33 protein-coding genes are annotated in these 18,874 nt (G+C 45.2%); all 33 read right to left on the bottom strand.

Features of this window, described 5'->3' with window-relative positions:
- Positions 1-80: 80 nt before the first annotated feature.
- On the bottom strand, positions 81-476 hold the full coding sequence (gene rpsK, locus BLV50_RS31805) for a 30S ribosomal protein S11 (protein ID WP_017692100.1): 396 nt from the start codon (positions 474-476) through the stop codon (positions 81-83).
- Positions 477-495: 19 nt separating this feature from the next.
- Positions 496-864 (bottom strand): 30S ribosomal protein S13, encoded by a 369-nt coding sequence (rpsM, locus tag BLV50_RS31800; protein WP_053779200.1) that lies wholly within the window; start codon positions 862-864, stop codon positions 496-498.
- 20 nt (positions 865-884) lie between these two features.
- Entirely contained in the window at positions 885-998 is a 114-nt protein-coding gene (gene rpmJ, locus BLV50_RS31795) for a 50S ribosomal protein L36 (protein ID WP_003333770.1), read from the bottom strand.
- Positions 999-1,150: 152 nt separating this feature from the next.
- On the bottom strand, positions 1,151-1,366 hold the full coding sequence (gene infA / locus BLV50_RS31790; RefSeq protein WP_017692098.1) for a translation initiation factor IF-1: 216 nt from the start codon (positions 1,364-1,366) through the stop codon (positions 1,151-1,153).
- A 3-nt stretch (positions 1,367-1,369) separates the two neighbouring features.
- A complete protein-coding gene (locus BLV50_RS31785; RefSeq protein ID WP_024633568.1) occupies positions 1,370-1,678 on the bottom strand; it encodes a KOW domain-containing RNA-binding protein in 309 nt (102 codons plus the stop codon).
- A 10-nt stretch (positions 1,679-1,688) separates the two neighbouring features.
- Complete coding sequence (map, locus tag BLV50_RS31780; RefSeq protein ID WP_053779202.1) at positions 1,689-2,441, bottom strand: type I methionyl aminopeptidase; 753 nt, start codon at positions 2,439-2,441, stop codon at positions 1,689-1,691.
- Positions 2,442-2,445: 4 nt separating this feature from the next.
- Positions 2,446-3,090, bottom strand: a complete 645-nt coding sequence (locus BLV50_RS31775) for an adenylate kinase (RefSeq protein WP_024633570.1) — start codon at positions 3,088-3,090, stop codon at positions 2,446-2,448.
- Between the two features lie 90 nt (positions 3,091-3,180).
- Positions 3,181-4,479, bottom strand: a complete 1,299-nt coding sequence (gene secY, locus BLV50_RS31770; protein WP_063567428.1) for a preprotein translocase subunit SecY — start codon at positions 4,477-4,479, stop codon at positions 3,181-3,183.
- Entirely contained in the window at positions 4,479-4,919 is a 441-nt protein-coding gene (rplO, locus tag BLV50_RS31765) for a 50S ribosomal protein L15 (RefSeq protein ID WP_062836188.1), read from the bottom strand. The genes secY and rplO overlap by 1 nt, the downstream gene beginning before the upstream one ends.
- A 43-nt stretch (positions 4,920-4,962) precedes the next feature.
- On the bottom strand, positions 4,963-5,148 hold the full coding sequence (rpmD, locus tag BLV50_RS31760) for a 50S ribosomal protein L30 (RefSeq protein WP_017692092.1): 186 nt from the start codon (positions 5,146-5,148) through the stop codon (positions 4,963-4,965).
- Between the two features lie 13 nt (positions 5,149-5,161).
- Positions 5,162-5,659 carry a 30S ribosomal protein S5 gene (rpsE, locus tag BLV50_RS31755; protein ID WP_017692091.1) on the bottom strand — a complete coding sequence of 166 codons (498 nt, stop codon included), beginning with the start codon at positions 5,657-5,659 and terminating at the stop codon, positions 5,162-5,164.
- Between the two features lie 27 nt (positions 5,660-5,686).
- Positions 5,687-6,055, bottom strand: a complete 369-nt coding sequence (gene rplR, locus BLV50_RS31750) for a 50S ribosomal protein L18 (RefSeq protein WP_063567427.1) — start codon at positions 6,053-6,055, stop codon at positions 5,687-5,689.
- A 117-nt stretch (positions 6,056-6,172) separates the two neighbouring features.
- On the bottom strand, positions 6,173-6,715 hold the full coding sequence (gene rplF, locus BLV50_RS31745) for a 50S ribosomal protein L6 (RefSeq protein ID WP_024633576.1): 543 nt from the start codon (positions 6,713-6,715) through the stop codon (positions 6,173-6,175).
- Positions 6,716-6,745: 30 nt separating this feature from the next.
- The gene (rpsH, locus tag BLV50_RS31740) at positions 6,746-7,144 is read right to left on the bottom strand and encodes a 30S ribosomal protein S8 (protein ID WP_017692088.1); all 399 of its coding nucleotides are present in this window, start codon (positions 7,142-7,144) and stop codon (positions 6,746-6,748) included.
- A gap of 32 nt (positions 7,145-7,176) precedes the next feature.
- A complete protein-coding gene (locus BLV50_RS31735) occupies positions 7,177-7,362 on the bottom strand; it encodes a type Z 30S ribosomal protein S14 (RefSeq protein WP_013312154.1) in 186 nt (61 codons plus the stop codon).
- Positions 7,363-7,435: 73 nt separating this feature from the next.
- Complete coding sequence (gene rplE / locus BLV50_RS31730; RefSeq protein WP_024633577.1) at positions 7,436-7,978, bottom strand: 50S ribosomal protein L5; 543 nt, start codon at positions 7,976-7,978, stop codon at positions 7,436-7,438.
- Positions 7,979-8,010: 32 nt separating this feature from the next.
- The gene (rplX, locus tag BLV50_RS31725; RefSeq protein WP_024633578.1) at positions 8,011-8,364 is read right to left on the bottom strand and encodes a 50S ribosomal protein L24; all 354 of its coding nucleotides are present in this window, start codon (positions 8,362-8,364) and stop codon (positions 8,011-8,013) included.
- Between the two features lie 39 nt (positions 8,365-8,403).
- The gene (gene rplN, locus BLV50_RS31720) at positions 8,404-8,772 is read right to left on the bottom strand and encodes a 50S ribosomal protein L14 (RefSeq protein WP_024633579.1); all 369 of its coding nucleotides are present in this window, start codon (positions 8,770-8,772) and stop codon (positions 8,404-8,406) included.
- Positions 8,773-8,807: 35 nt separating this feature from the next.
- Positions 8,808-9,074 (bottom strand): 30S ribosomal protein S17, encoded by a 267-nt coding sequence (rpsQ, locus tag BLV50_RS31715; RefSeq protein WP_017692084.1) that lies wholly within the window; start codon positions 9,072-9,074, stop codon positions 8,808-8,810.
- Between the two features lie 48 nt (positions 9,075-9,122).
- On the bottom strand, positions 9,123-9,320 hold the full coding sequence (gene rpmC, locus BLV50_RS31710) for a 50S ribosomal protein L29 (protein ID WP_017692083.1): 198 nt from the start codon (positions 9,318-9,320) through the stop codon (positions 9,123-9,125).
- Positions 9,310-9,744 (bottom strand): 50S ribosomal protein L16, encoded by a 435-nt coding sequence (rplP, locus tag BLV50_RS31705; RefSeq protein ID WP_024633581.1) that lies wholly within the window; start codon positions 9,742-9,744, stop codon positions 9,310-9,312. The genes rpmC and rplP overlap by 11 nt, the downstream gene beginning before the upstream one ends.
- A 2-nt stretch (positions 9,745-9,746) precedes the next feature.
- Positions 9,747-10,412 (bottom strand): 30S ribosomal protein S3, encoded by a 666-nt coding sequence (gene rpsC, locus BLV50_RS31700; RefSeq protein ID WP_024633582.1) that lies wholly within the window; start codon positions 10,410-10,412, stop codon positions 9,747-9,749.
- 15 nt (positions 10,413-10,427) lie between these two features.
- Positions 10,428-10,760, bottom strand: coding sequence for a 50S ribosomal protein L22 (gene rplV, locus BLV50_RS31695; protein WP_024633583.1), 333 nt, complete (start codon positions 10,758-10,760; stop codon positions 10,428-10,430).
- A gap of 35 nt (positions 10,761-10,795) precedes the next feature.
- The gene (gene rpsS / locus BLV50_RS31690) at positions 10,796-11,074 is read right to left on the bottom strand and encodes a 30S ribosomal protein S19 (RefSeq protein ID WP_053779207.1); all 279 of its coding nucleotides are present in this window, start codon (positions 11,072-11,074) and stop codon (positions 10,796-10,798) included.
- A 71-nt stretch (positions 11,075-11,145) separates the two neighbouring features.
- Positions 11,146-11,976 (bottom strand): 50S ribosomal protein L2, encoded by an 831-nt coding sequence (rplB, locus tag BLV50_RS31685; protein WP_063567426.1) that lies wholly within the window; start codon positions 11,974-11,976, stop codon positions 11,146-11,148.
- Positions 11,977-12,006: 30 nt separating this feature from the next.
- Complete coding sequence (gene rplW / locus BLV50_RS31680) at positions 12,007-12,297, bottom strand: 50S ribosomal protein L23 (protein ID WP_024633586.1); 291 nt, start codon at positions 12,295-12,297, stop codon at positions 12,007-12,009.
- A complete protein-coding gene (gene rplD / locus BLV50_RS31675; protein ID WP_063567425.1) occupies positions 12,297-12,920 on the bottom strand; it encodes a 50S ribosomal protein L4 in 624 nt (207 codons plus the stop codon). The genes rplW and rplD overlap by 1 nt, the downstream gene beginning before the upstream one ends.
- A gap of 25 nt (positions 12,921-12,945) precedes the next feature.
- Positions 12,946-13,569 (bottom strand): 50S ribosomal protein L3, encoded by a 624-nt coding sequence (gene rplC / locus BLV50_RS31670; protein ID WP_024633587.1) that lies wholly within the window; start codon positions 13,567-13,569, stop codon positions 12,946-12,948.
- 46 nt (positions 13,570-13,615) lie between these two features.
- Positions 13,616-13,924, bottom strand: coding sequence for a 30S ribosomal protein S10 (gene rpsJ, locus BLV50_RS31665; RefSeq protein WP_017692074.1), 309 nt, complete (start codon positions 13,922-13,924; stop codon positions 13,616-13,618).
- A gap of 436 nt (positions 13,925-14,360) precedes the next feature.
- Positions 14,361-15,551 (bottom strand): elongation factor Tu, encoded by a 1,191-nt coding sequence (gene tuf, locus BLV50_RS31660; protein ID WP_024633588.1) that lies wholly within the window; start codon positions 15,549-15,551, stop codon positions 14,361-14,363.
- A 97-nt stretch (positions 15,552-15,648) separates the two neighbouring features.
- On the bottom strand, positions 15,649-17,727 hold the full coding sequence (fusA, locus tag BLV50_RS31655; RefSeq protein ID WP_063567424.1) for an elongation factor G: 2,079 nt from the start codon (positions 17,725-17,727) through the stop codon (positions 15,649-15,651).
- A gap of 47 nt (positions 17,728-17,774) precedes the next feature.
- Positions 17,775-18,245 carry a 30S ribosomal protein S7 gene (gene rpsG, locus BLV50_RS31650; RefSeq protein ID WP_024633590.1) on the bottom strand — a complete coding sequence of 157 codons (471 nt, stop codon included), beginning with the start codon at positions 18,243-18,245 and terminating at the stop codon, positions 17,775-17,777.
- Between the two features lie 87 nt (positions 18,246-18,332).
- Positions 18,333-18,755: a 30S ribosomal protein S12 gene (rpsL, locus tag BLV50_RS31645; protein ID WP_056697677.1), complete on the bottom strand. Its 423-nt coding sequence runs from the start codon at positions 18,753-18,755 to the stop codon at positions 18,333-18,335.
- Positions 18,756-18,874 lie beyond the last annotated feature (119 nt).

The following is an 18,874-nucleotide window of genomic DNA, read 5'->3' as shown; positions in this document are numbered from 1 at the left end:
GAAAACATGTAGTAGTATGCCTAAACAACCATTATTAGCAGATTGTGCCGGAAATATACCACACGCAGGGGCAAATCTCATTAGACACGACGACGTTTTGGAGGACGGCATCCGTTATGCGGGACTGGAGTTACGTCTTTGATCAGGTTAACTTCAAGACCAGCAGCTTGCAAAGAGCGGATCGCTGCTTCACGGCCTGCGCCTGGTCCTTTAACCATAACCTCAACGGCTTTCATCCCATGTTCCATTGCAGCTTTGGCAGCAGTCTCAGCAGCCATTTGTGCAGCAAACGGAGTCGATTTACGGGAACCTCTGAATCCGAGGCCGCCGGAGCTTGCCCACGAAATTGCGTTTCCGTGAGGGTCCGTAATGGTAACGATAGTGTTATTGAACGTGGAGCGGATATGTGCCACGCCAGATTCAATATTTTTACGGTCACGACGTTTAGTACGTACGACTTTTTTCGGTTTAGCCATTTTCTCTTATCCCCCCTTATTATTTCTTCTTGTTCGCTACAGTACGACGAGGACCTTTACGAGTACGAGCATTCGTTTTCGTACGTTGTCCACGAACAGGCAGACCACGACGATGACGAACTCCACGGTAACAACCGATCTCCGTCAAACGTTTAATATTCAAAGAGATTTCACGACGCAGGTCACCTTCTACTTTGACCTCTTTGTCGATACTTTCACGCAATTTGCTGACTTCATCTTCCGTCAAATCACGGACACGAGTGTCCCGATTGATGCCTGTTGTGCTCAGAATTTTCTGGGAAGTCGTTTTACCGATTCCGAAAATATAAGTCAAGGCGATCTCAACGCGCTTATCACGTGGCAAATCCACACCAGCTATACGTGCCATTTTACGCTACACCCCCTTCTTTAACCTTGTTTTTGTTTGTGTTTCGGATTTTCACAGATAACCATAACATTCCCTTTGCGGCGAATGACTTTGCATTTTTCGCAAATCGGCTTGACCGAAGGTCTTACCTTCATGTGAATTACCTCCTCAAAGTTTTGCTAAGCAAAACCCTCTTCGTAAGCATTGACCTTGTTTTACCATTGTAAAACCGGCTTCGAAGCTTTCGCAAGTTTTGCCGGGCAAAACCCGCTTCATAAGCTTCACAGTTCATTGCAACTGTCTACTACTATTTACGGTAAGTTATACGACCTTTTGTCAAATCATAAGGTGATAACTGAACAACTACTTTGTCTCCAGTCAGGATACGAATAAAGTGCATCCGCAACTTGCCGGAAACGTGAGCGAGAATTTGATGACCGTTCTCAAGCTCAACCTTGAACGTTGCATTCGGTAGCGGTTCGAGAACCGTACCTTCCACTTCAATGACATCTTCCTTGGCCATTAGTCAGTCTCCTTTCTCTTCAGCTTGAATGTTGGTGGATTCCAGAAACGAATGAACCGCATAGCGGAGCTTTCCGTTTGTCACCCGACCACTCTCGTTTAAACTGTTTACAACCTCGCTGCTAATCATCGGCTGGAGTTCAAGATGAAGAATATTCTTCTTCTTGGGTTGATCAAACTTACGTTTGTCCCCATCCGCAATATATACGAACTTACTGTCCGCTATAGCAACAATTACTGCGGCTTGGTCCGCATTGCGGCCTTTACGGATCTTCACAAGTTGACCGAGCTGCGGATTAGACTGATTGTTCATGCCTTATCACCTACGCATTCAGTTTTGTGAAAATTTCCATGCCTTCATGTGTAACTGCTACGGTGTGTTCAAAGTGGGCGCATAACGATCCATCAACAGTGACGACAGTCCAGTTATCTTCCAACGTTTTCACATACCGTCTACCTGCGTTAACCATCGGCTCTATGGCCAGCACCATGCCCGCTTTAAGCCGTGGTCCCCGATCAGGAAGACCATAGTTCGGAATCTGTGGTTCTTCGTGCAGATCCGCTCCTATACCGTGACCGACATATTCACGTACTACCGAGAACCCTTCATCTTCAATATATTTCTGAATCGCATGAGATATTGTAAACAAGCGAACGTCCGGTTTTACCAGCGCCAGACCTGCGTATAACGAAGCCTCGGTAACGTCCAGAAGACGACGGGCTTCTTCGGAAATACGGCCGACTGGATAAGTCCAGGCGGAATCTCCGTGATAACCCTGGTACTGCGCGCCAATGTCAAACGTAACGATATCGCCCTCGTTCAACTTTCGTTTGCCGGGAAATCCATGCACCAACTCTTCATTCACTGAAGCGCACACACTGGCAGGGAAACCGTTATAACCTTTGAAAGACGGCACAGCTCCTTGACTGCGGATGTATTGATCGGCCATATGGTCAAGTTCTCCAGTCGTAATACCGGGAGCGATATGCTCTGCCAAGAGACGATGCGTTTCCGCAACAATTCTCCCTGCTTCCCTCATCAAGCCCAGTTCCGTTTCGGACTTACCAATGATCATTCAATTAACCTCGCAGCAGGGACACGATTTCATGAGAAACTTGATCGATATCCTGCTCTCCGTCCATTTGACGAAGAAGGCCTTTGTTCTCATAAAATGTGAGGAGTGGTGCTGTTTTGTTGATATATTCGTCGAGACGTGTGCCTACGCTCTCTTCATTATCATCAGAGCGCTGGTACAAGTCACCGCCGCATTTATCACAAATACCTTCCTGCTTGGGCGGATTGAACACGACATGATATGTGGCGCCACAGTTCTTACAAATACGACGACCCGTCAAACGGGCGAGCAATTTGTTGCGGTCCACTTTCAGGTTGATTACATGATCGAGACCTGAGTTCAGTCGATCCAGAATGCCATCGAGCGCTTCTGCTTGAGACAGGGTTCTTGGAAATCCATCCAAGAGGAATCCTTCTCTGCAATCAGGCTGCTGCAAACGTTCTTCAACAATGCCGATGGTTACATCATCTGGTACGAGCAATCCTTGATCCATATATTCTTTGGCTTTCAGGCCAATGGGAGTTCCCTGCTTAATCGCCAGACGAAATGCATCGCCTGTTGAAATGTGGGGAATACCGAACTCTTTCACAATGACGTCTGCTTGCGTTCCTTTTCCTGCCCCCGGAGGGCCCATGAATAGGATGTTCACGTTATGTCACTCCCTCCAAGACTACCCTACATCAACAAACAGCACAATAGGTGCCGGCAAGTAAATCTTAGCTTGACCGGTACCTATTGCCTATTTATTGATAAAACCTTTGTAGTGGCGTTTGATCAATTGGCTTTCGATTTGCTTCATGGTATCCAGCGCAACACCGATAACGATCAGGAGAGAAGTTCCTCCAATTTGCGCTGATTGAGGCAAACCAGAAAGTGCCCCCAAGATTACAGGCAGAACGGAAATTACTGCCAAGAAGATGGCACCTGCCGTTGTCAAACGAGTCATGACACGGGTCAGATATTTCTCGGTTGCTTTACCCGGACGAATGCCTGGGATGTAACCGCCGTTCTTTTTCATGTTGTCAGCCATCTGCTGTGGATTCATCTGTACAAAAGTATAGAAGAATGTGAACCCGAAAATCATCACTACATAGAGTAACATACCCAGAGGTTTGTGAGTAGTGAGATTGGCTCCGATCCACTGTGCCCACGTACGATCAGCCCAGAAGTTTGCGATGATCGATGGGAACATCAACAGAGATGAAGCAAAGATGACAGGGATAACACCTGCTGCATTAATCTTCAGCGGGATATGTGTGTTCTGTCCACCGTACATTTTGTTACCTACGACACGTTTAGCGTACTGTACAGGAATTTTCCGAATCGCCTGCTGGATGTAAATGACACCTATGATAATCAGCACAATAACAATTGCGACGATTACCCCTTTAAGAATGTTCATGAACAGTTGATCAGCTTGGATGAAGTCGGATTCGATCGTTTGTTTGATAATATTAGGTACCGTTGATAGGATACCCGCAAAGATCAAAATCGAAATCCCGTTTCCTATGCCCTTTTCGGTGATCTGCTCACCAAGCCACATTAGGAATGAAGTACCGGCCGTAAGTACAATTGCGATCAAGATATAATCTGCAAATGTTGCGTTAGGCACCATTTCTGTATTGTACAAGCGGTTGAATCCGATCGACGTACCAAACGCTTGAATCAATGCCAGACCTACCGTTAAATAACGGGTCAGTTGTGCAGATTTCTTCTTACCTTGTTCACCCTGCTTTGCCCACTCCGCTAATTTAGGAATAACGTCCATGGAAAGCAGCTGCACTATGATAGACGCAGTGATGTAAGGCACGATCCCGAGCGCAAATATCGAGAACTGGAAGAGCGCTCCACCCGAGAACGTATTGAGAAGTCCAAAAACTTCTTTACCCGCAGAATTTGTCGCTTCGAACACATCTTTGTTAACTCCCGGTACGGGAACAAAGGAGCCGATGCGGTAAATGATCAGTACAAAAAGGGTAAATAATACCCTTTTGCGCAGATCTTCAACCCGCCAGATATTCTTTAGGGTCTTGAACATTAAATCACCTCAGTTGTACCGCCGGCAGCTTCAATTTTCTCAATAGCAGATTGAGAAAACTTGTTAGCTTTAACAGTCAGCTTCACAGTGACATCACCGTTACCCAGGATTTTGATTCCGGATTTAGCGTTTTTAACTACGCCGTTCGTCATCAAGAATTCTGGAGTTACTTCAGTACCCGCAGCAAAACTGTTCAGGTCTTCAGTATTCACAACTGCATATTCTTTGCGAGTTGGGTTTACAAAACCACGTTTTGGCAAGCGACGATATAATGGATTTTGTCCACCTTCGAAGCCTGGACGTACTCCACCGCCAGAACGAGCGTTTTGTCCTTTGTGACCGCGACCTGATGTTTTACCTGTACCACTACTTGGACCGCGACCAAGACGTTTACGTTCTTTGCGGGATCCAGGAGATGGTGAAAGCTCATGTAACTTCATCGTTCGTTGCACCTCCTTAAAGATTTGTGGGATTAACCCGTTTTTAAGCTTCTACTTCTTTAACAGCAACCAAGTGGCTTACTTTGTTAATCATACCACGGATGGCAGGATTATCGTTTTGTACCACTTTGCTATTGATTTTGCGCAAACCCAATGTTTTCACAGTTGTTCTTTGCGTCTCCGGACGTCCGATCAAGCTGCGGACGAGGGTAATTTCTAATTTAGCCATGAGAATTCCCTCCTTAACCCAGAAGCTCTTCGACGGATTTTCCGCGCAGTTTAGCCACGTCTTCAGCACGCTTCAAACGGGACAAACCTTCCAAAGTCGCATTGACCATGTTCATGGAATTCGAAGAACCCAGAGATTTTGTCAAAATGTCACCTACACCAGCAAGTTCGAGAACCGCACGTACAGGACCACCAGCGATAACACCAGTACCTTCAGATGCTGGTTTCAACAGCACGCGTCCTGCGCCGAACTTACCTGTTACCAAGTGAGGAATCGATGTTCCTACGAGTGGAACGTGTACAAGGTTTTTCTTAGCGTCTTCAATACCTTTGCGAATTGCATCAGGTACTTCGCCCGCTTTACCGATACCAGCTCCAACCCAGCCGTTGCCGTCGCCGACTACAACCAGTGCGCTAAAGCTGAAACGGCGTCCGCCTTTTACTACTTTAGCTACGCGATTAATATTTACAACTCTTTCAGTCAGTTCCAAAGTATTCGGATCTACACGCAAGTCGTTAACCTCCTTTTGAAAAATATCTTAAAACTCAAGTCCTGCTTCACGAGCCGCTTCAGCCAATGCTGCGATACGACCATGGTACAGATAACCGCTACGGTCAAATACGATGTTGGAAACACCTTTGTCTTTAGCACGTTTAGCAACGAGTTCGCCAACTTTACGAGCTGATTCAACAGATGCACCATTTTTGATGTCAGTGCTCAATTCTTTGTCTACGGTAGACGCGGAAGCGATTGTTACACCAGCAACATCATCGATGATTTGAGCATACATATGTTTACCAGAACGGAATACGTTCAAACGAGGACGTGCTGCCGTTCCTTGGATTTTCTTACGAACACGCAGGTGTCTTTTCAGACGTGCCTTGTTTTTATCTGTTTTCGTAATCATCTCAGGGATTCACTCCTTTCAGGTTACCTCGCTGGCTTCAAACCGGAAGCCACGGGGTATATTAGAAACACAAGAAGCAAGCAAGCCGAAAACCGCGCAAAGGCGGTAAGAAAAATCTTATTTCTTCTTACCGGCTTTACCTTCCTTACGGATGATACGCTCGCCTTCATATTTAATACCTTTACCTTTGTACGGCTCAGGTTCACGAACGGAACGGATTTTAGCAGCGTAAGCACCTACACGCTCTTTATCGATTCCGCGAACGATGATTTTCGTATTCGAAGGAACTTCGAATTCGATTCCCGCTTCCGGTGTAATTTCAACCGGGTGAGAGTAGCCAACGTTCAGAACGATTTTATCTCCGGATTTGCTTGCACGATATCCGACCCCAACCAGCTCCAGAGATTTTGCGAATCCTTCAGTAACACCACTCACCATGTTGTTTACAACGCTACGCGTTGTGCCGTGCAAAGAACGGTGAGTTTTGTTATCGGAAGGACGCACAACTGTAATTTCGTTGTTTTCAACTGTTACCTTCATATCTTTATGAAGTTCACGAGTCAAAGATCCTTTTGGTCCTTTTACCGTAATAACGGTGTTGTCCAGTGTGATGTCCACACCACTTGGTACTGTAATTGGTTTGCGACCAATACGAGACATATGTTGCACCTCCTATCTTGTGACGTTATATTACCATACGTAGCAGACGACTTCTCCGCCGGATTTTGATTGACGAGCTTCTTTGTCCGTCATGATACCTTTGGATGTCGAGATGATAGCGATACCCAGACCACCAAGTACACGAGGTACTTCGTTGCTTTTCGTGTAAACACGAAGACCAGGTTTACTGATTCTTTTCAGACCAGTAATAACACGCTCGTTATTTTGACCGTATTTCAGGAAAACACGGATAATCCCTTGTTTGTTATCATCGATAACTTCAGCGTCACGGATGAAACCTTCACGCTTCAGGATATCGGCGATTTGTTTTTTCATTGTCGAAGCAGGCATTTCTACCGTTTCGTGACGAACTGTGTTCGCGTTACGAATACGAGTAAGCATATCTGCAATTGGATCAGACATAGTCATTGTGAGTTAACCTCCTTCCCGTTCAGGACTTTTTACCAGCTTGCTTTTTTCACGCCAGGGATCTGGCCTTTATAAGCTAATTCACGGAAGCAAATTCTGCAAATTTTGAACTTTTGCAGGACCGAATGTGGACGTCCGCAACGCTCACAGCGTGTATAAGCACGTACTTTAAACTTTGGTGTACGTTGTTGTTTAACTTTCATCGAAGTTTTTGCCACTTAGCCTGACACCTCCTAAATAATTTCGGAGAAAAGGGAGTCTTTCCAGACACCCGGAAACGTTATAGCAACATTATTTTACGAAAGGCATTCCGAGTTGCGTGAGCAATTCACGGGATTCTTCGTCTGTTTTCGCCGTTGTTACGATGACAATATCCATACCGCGGACTTTGTCTACTTTATCATACTCGATCTCTGGGAAGATCAATTGTTCTTTCAGACCCAGTGTGTAGTTACCACGTCCGTCGAAAGCTTTGCTCGATACACCGCGGAAGTCGCGGACACGAGGAAGCGTAACGTTGAGCAGTTTATCGAGGAAGAAGTACATGCGCTCGCCGCGCAATGTTACTTTCACACCGATAGGCATGTTCTCACGCAGTTTGAAACCTGCGATAGATTTTTTAGCACGAGTGATTACAGGTTTTTGACCTGCGATCAATTGCAAATCGTTTACTGCGGAATCCAACACTTTGGAGTTTTGGACAGCGTCGCCCACACCCATGTTGATAACGATTTTCTCGATTTTCGGCACTTGCATTACCGTTGTATAGTTAAACTTCTGCATCAAAGCAGGAGCAATTTCGTTCAGGTAACGTTCTTTCATTCTTGCTGCCATGAATCATAGACCTCCTTTCTCATTCGGTTCAATTAGTCGATAATTTCTCCGGAACGTTTAGCAACGCGCACTTTCTTTCCGTTATCCAACACTTTGTAACCTACACGGGTTACTTTTCCGCTCTTTGGATCGATGTGCATTACGTTGGAAACGTGAATCGGAGCTTCCTTCTCGATAATGCCGCCTTGCGGATTTTGCTGGTTAGGCTTCTGGTGTTTTTTAATCATGTTAACACCTTCCACAAGGACGCGGTTCTCACGAGGATAAGCAGCGATGACACGGCCTTTTTTACCTTTGTCTTTACCGCTGATCACCATAACTGTATCTTCTTTTTTAACATGAAGTTTATTGTTATGGGATTCCAGAACTTTTTTCACTCTTGGCATTTCGTACACCTCCTGTTTCTAACATCACGAGATTAAGCTTTAGATAACTTCTGGGGCCAAGGAAACGATTTTCATGAAGTCTTTCTCGCGAAGTTCACGAGCAACAGGTCCGAAAATACGTGTTCCACGCGGGCTTCTGTCGTCTTTTACAACAACCGCTGCATTTTCATCAAAACCGATGTAGGAACCGTCTTTACGACGTACAGAACGCTTCGTACGAACGACAACCGCTCTAACTACATCACCTTTTTTGACAACGCCGCCTGGTGTTGCTTGTTTTACAGAACAAACGATCAGATCACCGATTTGAGCTGTACGACGTCCCGTACCGCCGAGTACGCGGATACACATCAGTTCCTTCGCACCGGAGTTGTCAGCCACAGTCAAACGTGTAAATGGTTGAATCATTTAGTATTCCTCCTTTCAGCTATGCTGCTGATGCATTAGATGATAACCGCTTTTTCTACGATTTCAGTAAGTCTCCAGCGTTTATCTTTCGAAAGCGGACGAGTCTCCATGATTTTCACCGTGTCACCGATTTTCGCAGTGTTTTCTTCGTCATGCGCTTTGAATTTTTTAGTAACCTTAATGCGTTTATGGTACAAGTTGTGTTTTTTGTAAGTTTCTACAGCAACAACAATCGTTTTGTCCATTTTATCGCTGACCACTTTACCGGTTTGCACTTTACGTGCGTTACGTTCTTCGCTCATTGTTGGCCTCCTTCCTGATTACGGACGGATTATACATCCGATCCCTAATTAACCGATTCCCAATTCTCTTTCACGGATAATGGTTTTAGCACGAGCTATTTCTTTCCGCACATCACGGATTCGAGTCGGGTTATCCAGCTGACCGGTAGCGAGTTGAAAGCGGAGGTTAAAGAGTTCTTCTTTAAATCCGGCAATCTTTTGCTCGATTTCAGCAGAGGTTAGGTTGCGAAATTCACTAGCTTTCATTTGCTTCACCACCCAATTCTTCACGTTTCACAAACTTCGTTTTGATTGGCAGTTTATGAGCGGCAAGACGCATTGCTTCACGAGCAACATCCTCCGGTACACCAGCAAGTTCAAACATGATCTTACCTGGTTTCACAACTGCAACCCATTTTTCTACGTTACCTTTACCGCTACCCATCCGAACCTCGAGAGGCTTTTGAGTGATTGGTTTGTCTGGGAAGATCTTGATCCAAACTTTACCACCACGTTTGATGTAACGAGTCATCGCAATACGAGCCGCTTCGATTTGACGGTTCGTAATCCAAGCCGGTTCCGTAGCTTGCAGACCATATTCACCAAAGTTCAGCGTAGTTCCGCCTTTAGCTTGGCCCTTCATATGTCCACGTTGTTGCTTACGGTGTTTTACACGTTTTGGTACCAACATGATTAGTTGCCTCCTTCCTTAGCAGCTTGTTTCTTAGCCGTAGGAAGAACCTCTCCACGATAGATCCATACTTTCACGCCGATACGGCCGTAAGTAGTATGAGCCTCTGCTGTACCGTAGTCGATGTCGGCACGAAGCGTGTGCAGTGGAACAGTTCCTTCGCTGTAGCCTTCCGAACGAGCAATCTCAGCACCGCCAAGACGTCCGCCCACTTGAGTTTTAATACCTTTTGCACCAGAGCGCATTGTTCTTTGAATAGCTTGTTTCAGAGCACGACGGAAAGAAACACGACGCTCCAATTGTTGTGCGATGCTTTCAGCTACCAGGATTGCGTCCAGGTCTTGGTTCTTAATTTCAGAAATGTTGATGTGTACTTTTTTACCGCCTGCGATTTTCGTAATTTGATTACGCAGATTTTCAACTTCCGAACCACCCTTACCGATAACCATACCTGGTTTCGCAGTGTGAATCGTTACGTTTACGCGGTTAGCCGCTCTCTCGATTTCAACACGAGACATAGCGGAGTCTTTCAATTTATTTTTCAGGAATTCACGAATTTTCACGTCTTCCATCAAAAGATCGCCGAAGTCTTTACCTGCATACCACTTAGATTCCCAGTCACGGATAATTCCGACACGGAGTCCGACTGGATTTACCTTTTGGCCCACACATTTCCCCTCCTTCTACTTTTCAGATACCACCAAAGTGATGTGGCTAGTACGTTTGTTAATACGACTTGCACGTCCCATTGCACGAGGGCGGAAACGTTTCATTGTCGGTCCTTGGTTCACGTAAGCTTGCGAGATAACCAAGTTATTAACATCCAAAGAATAGTTATGTTCCGCATTCGCAATAGCGGAATTAAGCAACTTCTCAACGATAGGAGAAGCGGATTTCGGAGTGTGACGGAGAATGGCAACCGCCTCACCTACTTGCTTGCCGCGAATCAAGTCAACAACGAGTTGAACTTTACGAGGAGCAATCCGGATAAACTTAGCATGTGCTTTTGCTTCCATTGTGTAACCTCCTCTCAAACATTAAAGATATTCATTTATCTTCTTGTTTTCTTATCATCATCAGTATGGCCTTTGTACGTACGGGTTGGAGCGAACTCACCCAATTTGTGTCCGACCATGTCCTCAGTTACGTATACTGGTACGTGTTTACGACCGTCATATACGCCAAATGTGTGTCCGATGAATTGCGGGAAAATTGTAGAACGACGGGACCAGGTTTTAATAACAAGCTTTTTACCGGATGCTTCCATGTCTTCTACTTTTTTCAGCATGTAGCCATCAATGAATGGCCCTTTTTTCAAACTGCGACCCATGTGGAGATCCTCCCTTCAAACGTAGCTATTATGCATCCGCAGATGCCTCACGAAGTTATGCACAATGTGTATTACTTCGTGCGGCGGCGAATGATGTATTTATCAGAAGCTTTATTTTTCTTACGCGTTTTGTAACCAAGAGTAGGTTTACCCCATGGTGACATTGGCGATTTACGTCCGATTGGAGCACGACCTTCACCACCACCGTGTGGGTGATCGTTAGGGTTCATTACTACACCACGAACTTCAGGACGTTTACCCAACCAACGGCTACGACCGGCTTTACCGATTTTGATGAGCTCGTGGTCTTGGTTACCAACAGCTCCAATTGTTGCGCGGCAAACTTTCAAAATACGACGAACTTCTCCGGAAGAGAGACGAACAGAAACGTATTTTTCTTCTTTACCAAGCAATTGAGCTTCTGTACCAGCAGCACGAACCAATTGTCCGCCTTTACCTGGTTTCAACTCGATGTTGTGGATAACAGTACCTACTGGAATATTTTCGAGTGGCAATGCGTTTCCGATTTTGATGTCTGATTCAGGTCCGGAGAATACTTGATCTCCAACTTTCAAACCTTTAGGAGCGATGATATAACGTTTTTCACCATCAGCATAGTGAATCAGAGCGATGTTAGATGTACGGTTCGGGTCATACTCAATCGTAGCAACGCGGCCCGGTATTCCATCTTTAGTACGTTTGAAGTCGATGATACGGTATTTACGTTTGTGTCCACCACCATGGTGACGAACTGTAATTTTACCTTGGTTGTTGCGGCCTGCTTGTTTGCTCAATGGGGCCAACAACGATTTCTCCGGCTGATCTGTGGTGATTTCCTCAAATGTAGAAACGGACATGTTCCGTCTTGCCGGGGATGTTGGTTTATACTTTTTGATTGGCACTGGGTTTCCCTCCTTACTTCAAAAATTCAATTATACAGTTTCAAAGAACTCAAGCGTTTTGCTGTCTTGTGTCAGCGTTACAAACGCTTTTTTCCATTCGCTAGTATATCCGGAATAACGTCCGTACCGTTTTGGCTTAGCTGGAACACGAAGCGTGTTCACGTTTTTCACTTTTACGTTGAAAATAGCTTCCACGGCTTTCTTGATCTCGGTTTTGTTTGCACGGATATCGACTTCAAATACATATTTCAAGTCATTCATCATGTCAGCAGTACGTTCCGTAATAATCGGACGTTTTACAATATCACGAGGATCCTTCATTACGCGAGCACCTCCTCTACCTTCTGAACTGCTTCTTTCGTAATGATCAGTTTGTCGTGCGAAAGCACGTCAAGAACATTAATGCCGTCAGCAGCTACGAATTTCACGCCTGGAATATTCCGTGCGGAAAGAGCCACATTATCATCATAGCTAGGAGCTACGATCAAAGCTTTGCGTCCAACTTTCAAGTTATTCAAGATGGCTGCAAATTCTTTCGTTTTAGGTGAGCTCAGCGTGAGAGCGTCCAGAACGATAATGTCATTGTCGATCACTTTGGATGAAAGAGCTGATTTGATCGCCAAACGGCGAACTTTCTTAGGCAGTTTATACGCATAGCTCCGTGGTGTTGGACCAAATACGATACCGCCGCCTTTCCATTGTGGTGAACGAATTGAACCTTGACGAGCGCGACCTGTACCTTTTTGTTTCCAAGGCTTACGTCCACCGCCACGTACTTCAGAACGTCCTTTTACTTTGTGGGTACCTTGACGAAGGGAAGCGCGTTGCATAAGAACTGCATCGTACAGAACGTGTTGGTTCGGCTCAATTCCGAAAACCGCATCGTTCAATTCAACTTCGCCTACTTGGCTACCATCTACATTGTAAACTGATACTTTTGGCATTTTGTGTTCCTCCTTTCTTCAGTGGTTATTTTTTCACTGTTTCTTTAACTTTAATGAGACTGTTTTTCGGTCCAGGAATGGAACCTTTCACGAGCAACACATTACGTTCAGCGTCTACTTTAACTACTTCAAGACGTTGGATTGTAACAGTATCATGTCCCATGTGTCCTGGCAGGCGTTTGCCTTTAGGAACGCGGTTAGCTTGGATCGAACCCATTGAACCAGGGCCACGGTGGTAACGCGAACCGTGTGACATAGGTCCAGTGCTTTGTCCCCAACGTTTGATAACGCCGGCAAAACCTTTACCTTTAGAAATACCCGTTACGTCAACGAATTCGCCTTCAGCGAAAATGTCAGCTTTCAGTTCTTGGCCAACTTCATATTCTGCGATGTTGATACCGCGAACTTCACGAACGTAGCGCTTAGGGGCAGTGTTCGCTTTTTTAGCGTGACCTGCTTCTGGCTTGTTAGCATTTTTCTCTTTCTTATCGGAGTAACCGATTTGAATTGCTTCGTAGCCATCATTCTCAATGTCTTTCTTTTGCAAAACAACACAAGGGCCTGCTTCGATAACCGTTACTGGTACAACGTTACCCTCAGGTGTAAATACTTGAGTCATTCCGAGTTTTTTTCCTAAGATTGCTTTCATGTTGACACCTCTTTTCCTTTATACATGGTCTTTGTTGTAGCTTGTATTACAATTTAATTTCGATATCTACACCGGACGGCAGATCCAAGCGCATCAAGGCATCCACAGTTTGTGGAGTCGGGTTAACGATGTCGATCAAACGCTTATGTGTGCGTTGTTCGAATTGTTCCCGAGAATCCTTGTACTTGTGCACCGCACGAAGAATAGTAATGATTTGTTTTTCAGTAGGAAGCGGAATCGGACCGGATACACCTGCACCCGAACGTTTTGCTGTTTCAACAATTTTCTCCGCGGATTGATCAAGAATTCTGTGGTCGTAAGCTTTCAAACGAATACGAATTTTTTGCTTTGCCATTTTAGTCCCTCCTTCTATCGCCCAATTTTTTATCGGACATACTCCGTGAAAATTTTCTAGCCACTGTCCCATGGCAAAGGGGCCGGGTGTGCCAGTAACCTCTCACATCATCGCAACGTCACAGAACAACATTCATTATTATATAGAAAAGATGGGCGTATTGCAAGCATATTTAAGAAAAACATTTAAACTTATCTTTTCTGATGAAATGACTTCGTTTAGTGCAGTGTTTATCTTCAATATTCATGCTGCCTTACCAATCCATCTACATTCGTAAATGATGTTCATTTCGTATGACGCAGGTTCCGAAACTATTACATAATAAAAGAGTTCTTTATCCGATGTCGGATAAAGAACTCTTCCGAAGCTTCGTTACAATACAATGTTACTCGTTCCAGTACACTGTTGCATATGCTTTATTCAGCGTTAAGCCGAATTATTTTTGGATCGATGCTACGGAACCTGCACCTACTGTACGTCCGCCTTCACGAATGGAGAACTTAGTTCCTTCTTCAATCGCGATTGGGGAGATCAAGGAAACAGTAACCGTGATGTTATCACCAGGCATTACCATTTCAGTACCTTCAGGCAAGTTGATGATGCCTGTTACGTCAGTTGTACGGAAGTAGAACTGTGGACGGTATCCAGTGAAGAAAGGCTTGTGACGGCCACCCTCTTCTTTAGTCAAAACGTAGATTTGTGCAGTGAATTCTGTGTGTGGCTTAACAGAACCTGGTTTTGCAAGTACTTGACCGCGCTCGATTTGAGTACGATCAACACCACGCAACAATGCACCGATGTTGTCGCCCGCTTGAGCGGAGTCCAACAATTTACGGAACATTTCTACGCCCGTAACTACGGATTTTTTAGTTTCTTCAGTAATACCAACGATTTCGATCTCTTCGCCGACTTTAACAGTACCACGCTCTACACGGCCAGTAGCAACAGTACCACGACCAGTGATGGAGAATACGTCCTCGACAGGCATCAAGAAAGGTTTGTCAGTTTGACGCTCAGGCAATGGGATGTACGTATCGATCTCTTTGAACATCTCAACGATTTTTTGAGCCCACTCACCATCAGGGTTTTGCAGAGCTTCACGAGCGGATCCACGAGTGATTGGAGTATCATCACCTGGGAACTCATATTCGTTAAGAAGGTCGCGAACTTCCATCTCAACCAATTCCAACAACTCTTCGTCTTCAACCATATCACATTTGTTCAAGAAAACAACAATGTAAGGTACGCCTACTTGACGGGAGAGCAGGATGTGCTCACGAGTTTGTGGCATTGGGCCGTCAGCTGCGGATACTACCAAGATAGCTCCGTCCATTTGTGCCGCGCCAGTGATCATGTTTTTAACATAGTCGGCGTGACCTGGGCAGTCTACGTGAGCGTAGTGACGAGTGTCAGTTTCATACTCAACGTGTGATGTTGAGATTGTGATACCGCGCTCGCGCTCTTCTGGAGCTTTATCGATTTGATCGAATGCAATTGCTGCGCCACCGTAAGTTTTAGACAATACAGTAGTGATTGCAGCAGTCAGAGTTGTTTTACCATGGTCGACGTGACCAATAGTACCAATGTTAACGTGGGGTTTATTACGTTCGTATTTAGCCTTTGCCATTTGAACGTGGCCTCCTTAAAATTATAATTTTATGTTTTCACTAAATGAAGTGCAAAGAATACATGACTCTTATGCACTTTCATTCAATGAGAGAAAACTACTCGGTTCCTTTTGTTTTGGCAACAATCTCTTCAGCGATGCTCTTAGGAACTTCTTCATAGTGAGAAAGCTCCATGGAGAATACGCCGCGTCCTTGAGTACCGGAACGAAGAGTTGTAGAGTATCCGAACATTTCAGACAAAGGTACTTTAGCACGGATGATTTGGGCTCCACTACGGGAATCCATACCTTCGATGCGGCCACGACGGGAGTTAAGCATACCCATAACGTCACCCATATACTCTTCTGGAACGGTTACTTCTACTTTCATGATTGGCTCAAGCAGAACCGGCTTACATTTGTCTTTCGCAGCTTTTAGCGCCATCGATCCGGCAATTTTAAATGCCATCTCGTTGGAATCGACATCATGGTAAGATCCGTCTACGATTGTAGCCTTAACGTCAACAAGCGGGAAGCCTGCGATAACGCCGTTTTTCATTTGCTCTTCGATACCTGCAAGAGCTGGTTGAATGTATTCTCTTGGAACAGAACCACCGACAACCTTACTTTCGAACTGGCTGCCTGTACCTGCTTCGAGAGGTTCGAACTCAACCCATACGTGACCGTATTGACCACGACCACCGGATTGACGAACGAATTTACCTTCAACACGCGCTGGTGCACGGAAAGTTTCACGGTAAGCTACTTGTGGTTTACCCACAGTAGTTTCAACCTTGAACTCACGACGCATACGGTCAATGATGATATCAAGGTGAAGCTCCCCCATACCTGCCAAGATCGTTTGGCCTGTTTCTTCATCAGTATGAGCACGAAGAGTAGGATCCTCTTCAGTCAACTTACCGAGAGCAACACCCATTTTATCTTGGTCAGCTTTGGTTTTAGGTTCAACGGCGATTTCGATAACCGGATCAGGGAAGTTCATTGACTCCAGGATAACCGGATTTTTCTCATCACACAGTGTATCACCTGTACCCGTATCTTTCAAACCTACAGCAGCTGCAATGTCACCGGAGTAAACTTCAGTGATTTCTTGACGGCTGTTTGCATGCATTTGAAGGATACGACCGATACGCTCACGTTTGTTTTTAGTTGCGTTCAATACGTAAGATCCGGATTGAAGAACACCGGAGTATACGCGGAAGAATGTCAATTTACCAACGTAAGGGTCAGTCATGATTTTGAATGCCAATGCGGAGAAAGGCTCTTCATCGGATGACTTACGAATTGCTTCAGTTCCATCTTCAAGATGACCAGTGATAGATGGAACGTCTGTTGGAGCCGGCAAGTAGTCGATAACAGCATCCAACATCAGTTGAACACCTTTGTTACGATACGAGGATCCACAGATAACCGGGAAGATCTTAACATCAACAACACCTTTACGGAGGGCCGCTTTGATCTCATCAATAGTGATCTCTTCGCCTTCCAGGTATTTCATTGTCAAATCTTCGTCGAGTTCTGCAACACGCTCAACCAATTCGTTACGGAGTTCTGCAACTTGCTCAACAAATTCCGCAGGAATTTCGGTTTCTTCGATATCTTGTCCAAGGTCATCTTTGTACATATGAGCCTTTTGTGCAACGATATCAATGATACCTTTAAAATCATTTTCAGCGCCGATAGGAAGTTGAATCGCAACTGCGTTCGCTTGAAGGCGATCACGCATGTCAGATACAACGTTCAGGAAGTCAGCACCGATGATATCCATTTTGTTTACATAAGCGATACGAGGTACGCCGTACTTGTCAGCCTGTCTCCATACGGTTTCGGACTGAGGCTCAACGCCTTCTTTCGCACTGAATACACCAACTGCTCCGTCCAATACACGAAGGGAACGTTCAACTTCAACAGTGAAGTCAACGTGTCCCGGGGTATCAATGATGTTAACGCGGTGGCCTTTCCAAGCAGCGGTAGTCGCAGCGGAAGTAATTGTAATTCCGCGCTCCTGTTCCTGTTCCATCCAGTCCATTGTCGCAGCGCCTTCGTGTACTTCACCGATTTTGTGCGTACGTCCTGTGTAGAACAAGATCCGCTCAGTTGTCGTGGTTTTACCCGCATCAATATGAGCCATGATCCCGATATTACGTGTATTTTTCAAGGAGAACTCTCTTGCCATGAAATGGGTCTCCCTTCAAAATTGAAGTTATTATTGTGAACCGAATCCTACCAACGGTAGTGAGCAAACGCTTTGTTCGCTTCAGCCATTTTATGCGTATCTTCACGTTTTTTAACGGAAGCGCCTGTGTTGTTGGAAGCGTCGATGATCTCAGCCGCCAAACGCTCTTCCATTGTTTTCTCACCGCGGTTGCGGGAGTAGTTCACGAGCCAACGTAATCCCAAAGCAGTACGTCTCTCTGGTTTTACCTCGATTGGTACTTGGTAGTTGGCACCGCCGACACGGCGAGCTTTAACTTCCAGGACTGGCATGATATTTTTGATTGCTGCTTCAAATACTTCCATAGGGTCATTACCCGTACGTTCTTGAATCAACTTAAACGCATTATACAGAATGCTTTGAGCAACACCGCGTTTTCCGTCGAGCATGATGCGATTGATCAAACGAGTAACCAGCTTGCTGCTGTATACCGGATCTGGCAACACGTCTCTTTTCGTAACTGGACCTTTGCGTGGCATGGATATCCCCCTTTCTTTCTTCATGAGCACATCCTACACCTCCTGGGATTAACCCAGAAGATATTCAGGACTGCTACTTATAATATATTAGGCTTTTTTAGCTTTTGGACGTTTAGCACCGTATTTCGAACGAGCTTGCATACGGTTGTTCACGCCTGCAGTATCAAGAGCTCCGCGAACGATGTGATAACGAACCCCTGCAAGGTCTTTAACTTTACCTCCACGGATCAACACAACACTGTGCTCTTGAAGGTTATGTCCGATACCCGGGATATAAGCAGTTACCTCGAGACGGTTCGTCAAACGAACACGGGCATACTTACGAAGTGCAGAGTTTGGTTTACGTGGAGTCATTGTACCTACACGAGTGCAGACACCACGTTTTTGTGGGGCACTGATGTTAGTTGATTCACGTTTCAAAGCATTGAACCCTTTTTGCAAAGCTGGTGATTTGGACTTATCAACTTTAGCTTGACGTCCTTTACGTACCAGTTGGTTAATAGTTGGCATGTGATTGCCACCCCCTTCCTCAATTTTTCATGTTTCTTTATAAACCTCTTACGCTAAGTCCACAGACCCAGGCGGTTCATAAAAAGACAAATGAAAAGTTTTTGCCTTGGAGAATCCCT

This window comes from Paenibacillus sp. 276b (assembly GCF_900107875.1).
In the GTDB taxonomy this organism is placed as follows: Bacteria; Bacillota; Bacilli; order Paenibacillales; family Paenibacillaceae; genus Paenibacillus; species Paenibacillus marchantiae.
Note: the sequence above shows the minus strand (reverse complement) of the source record. Positions and strands in the feature narration are given on the sequence as shown.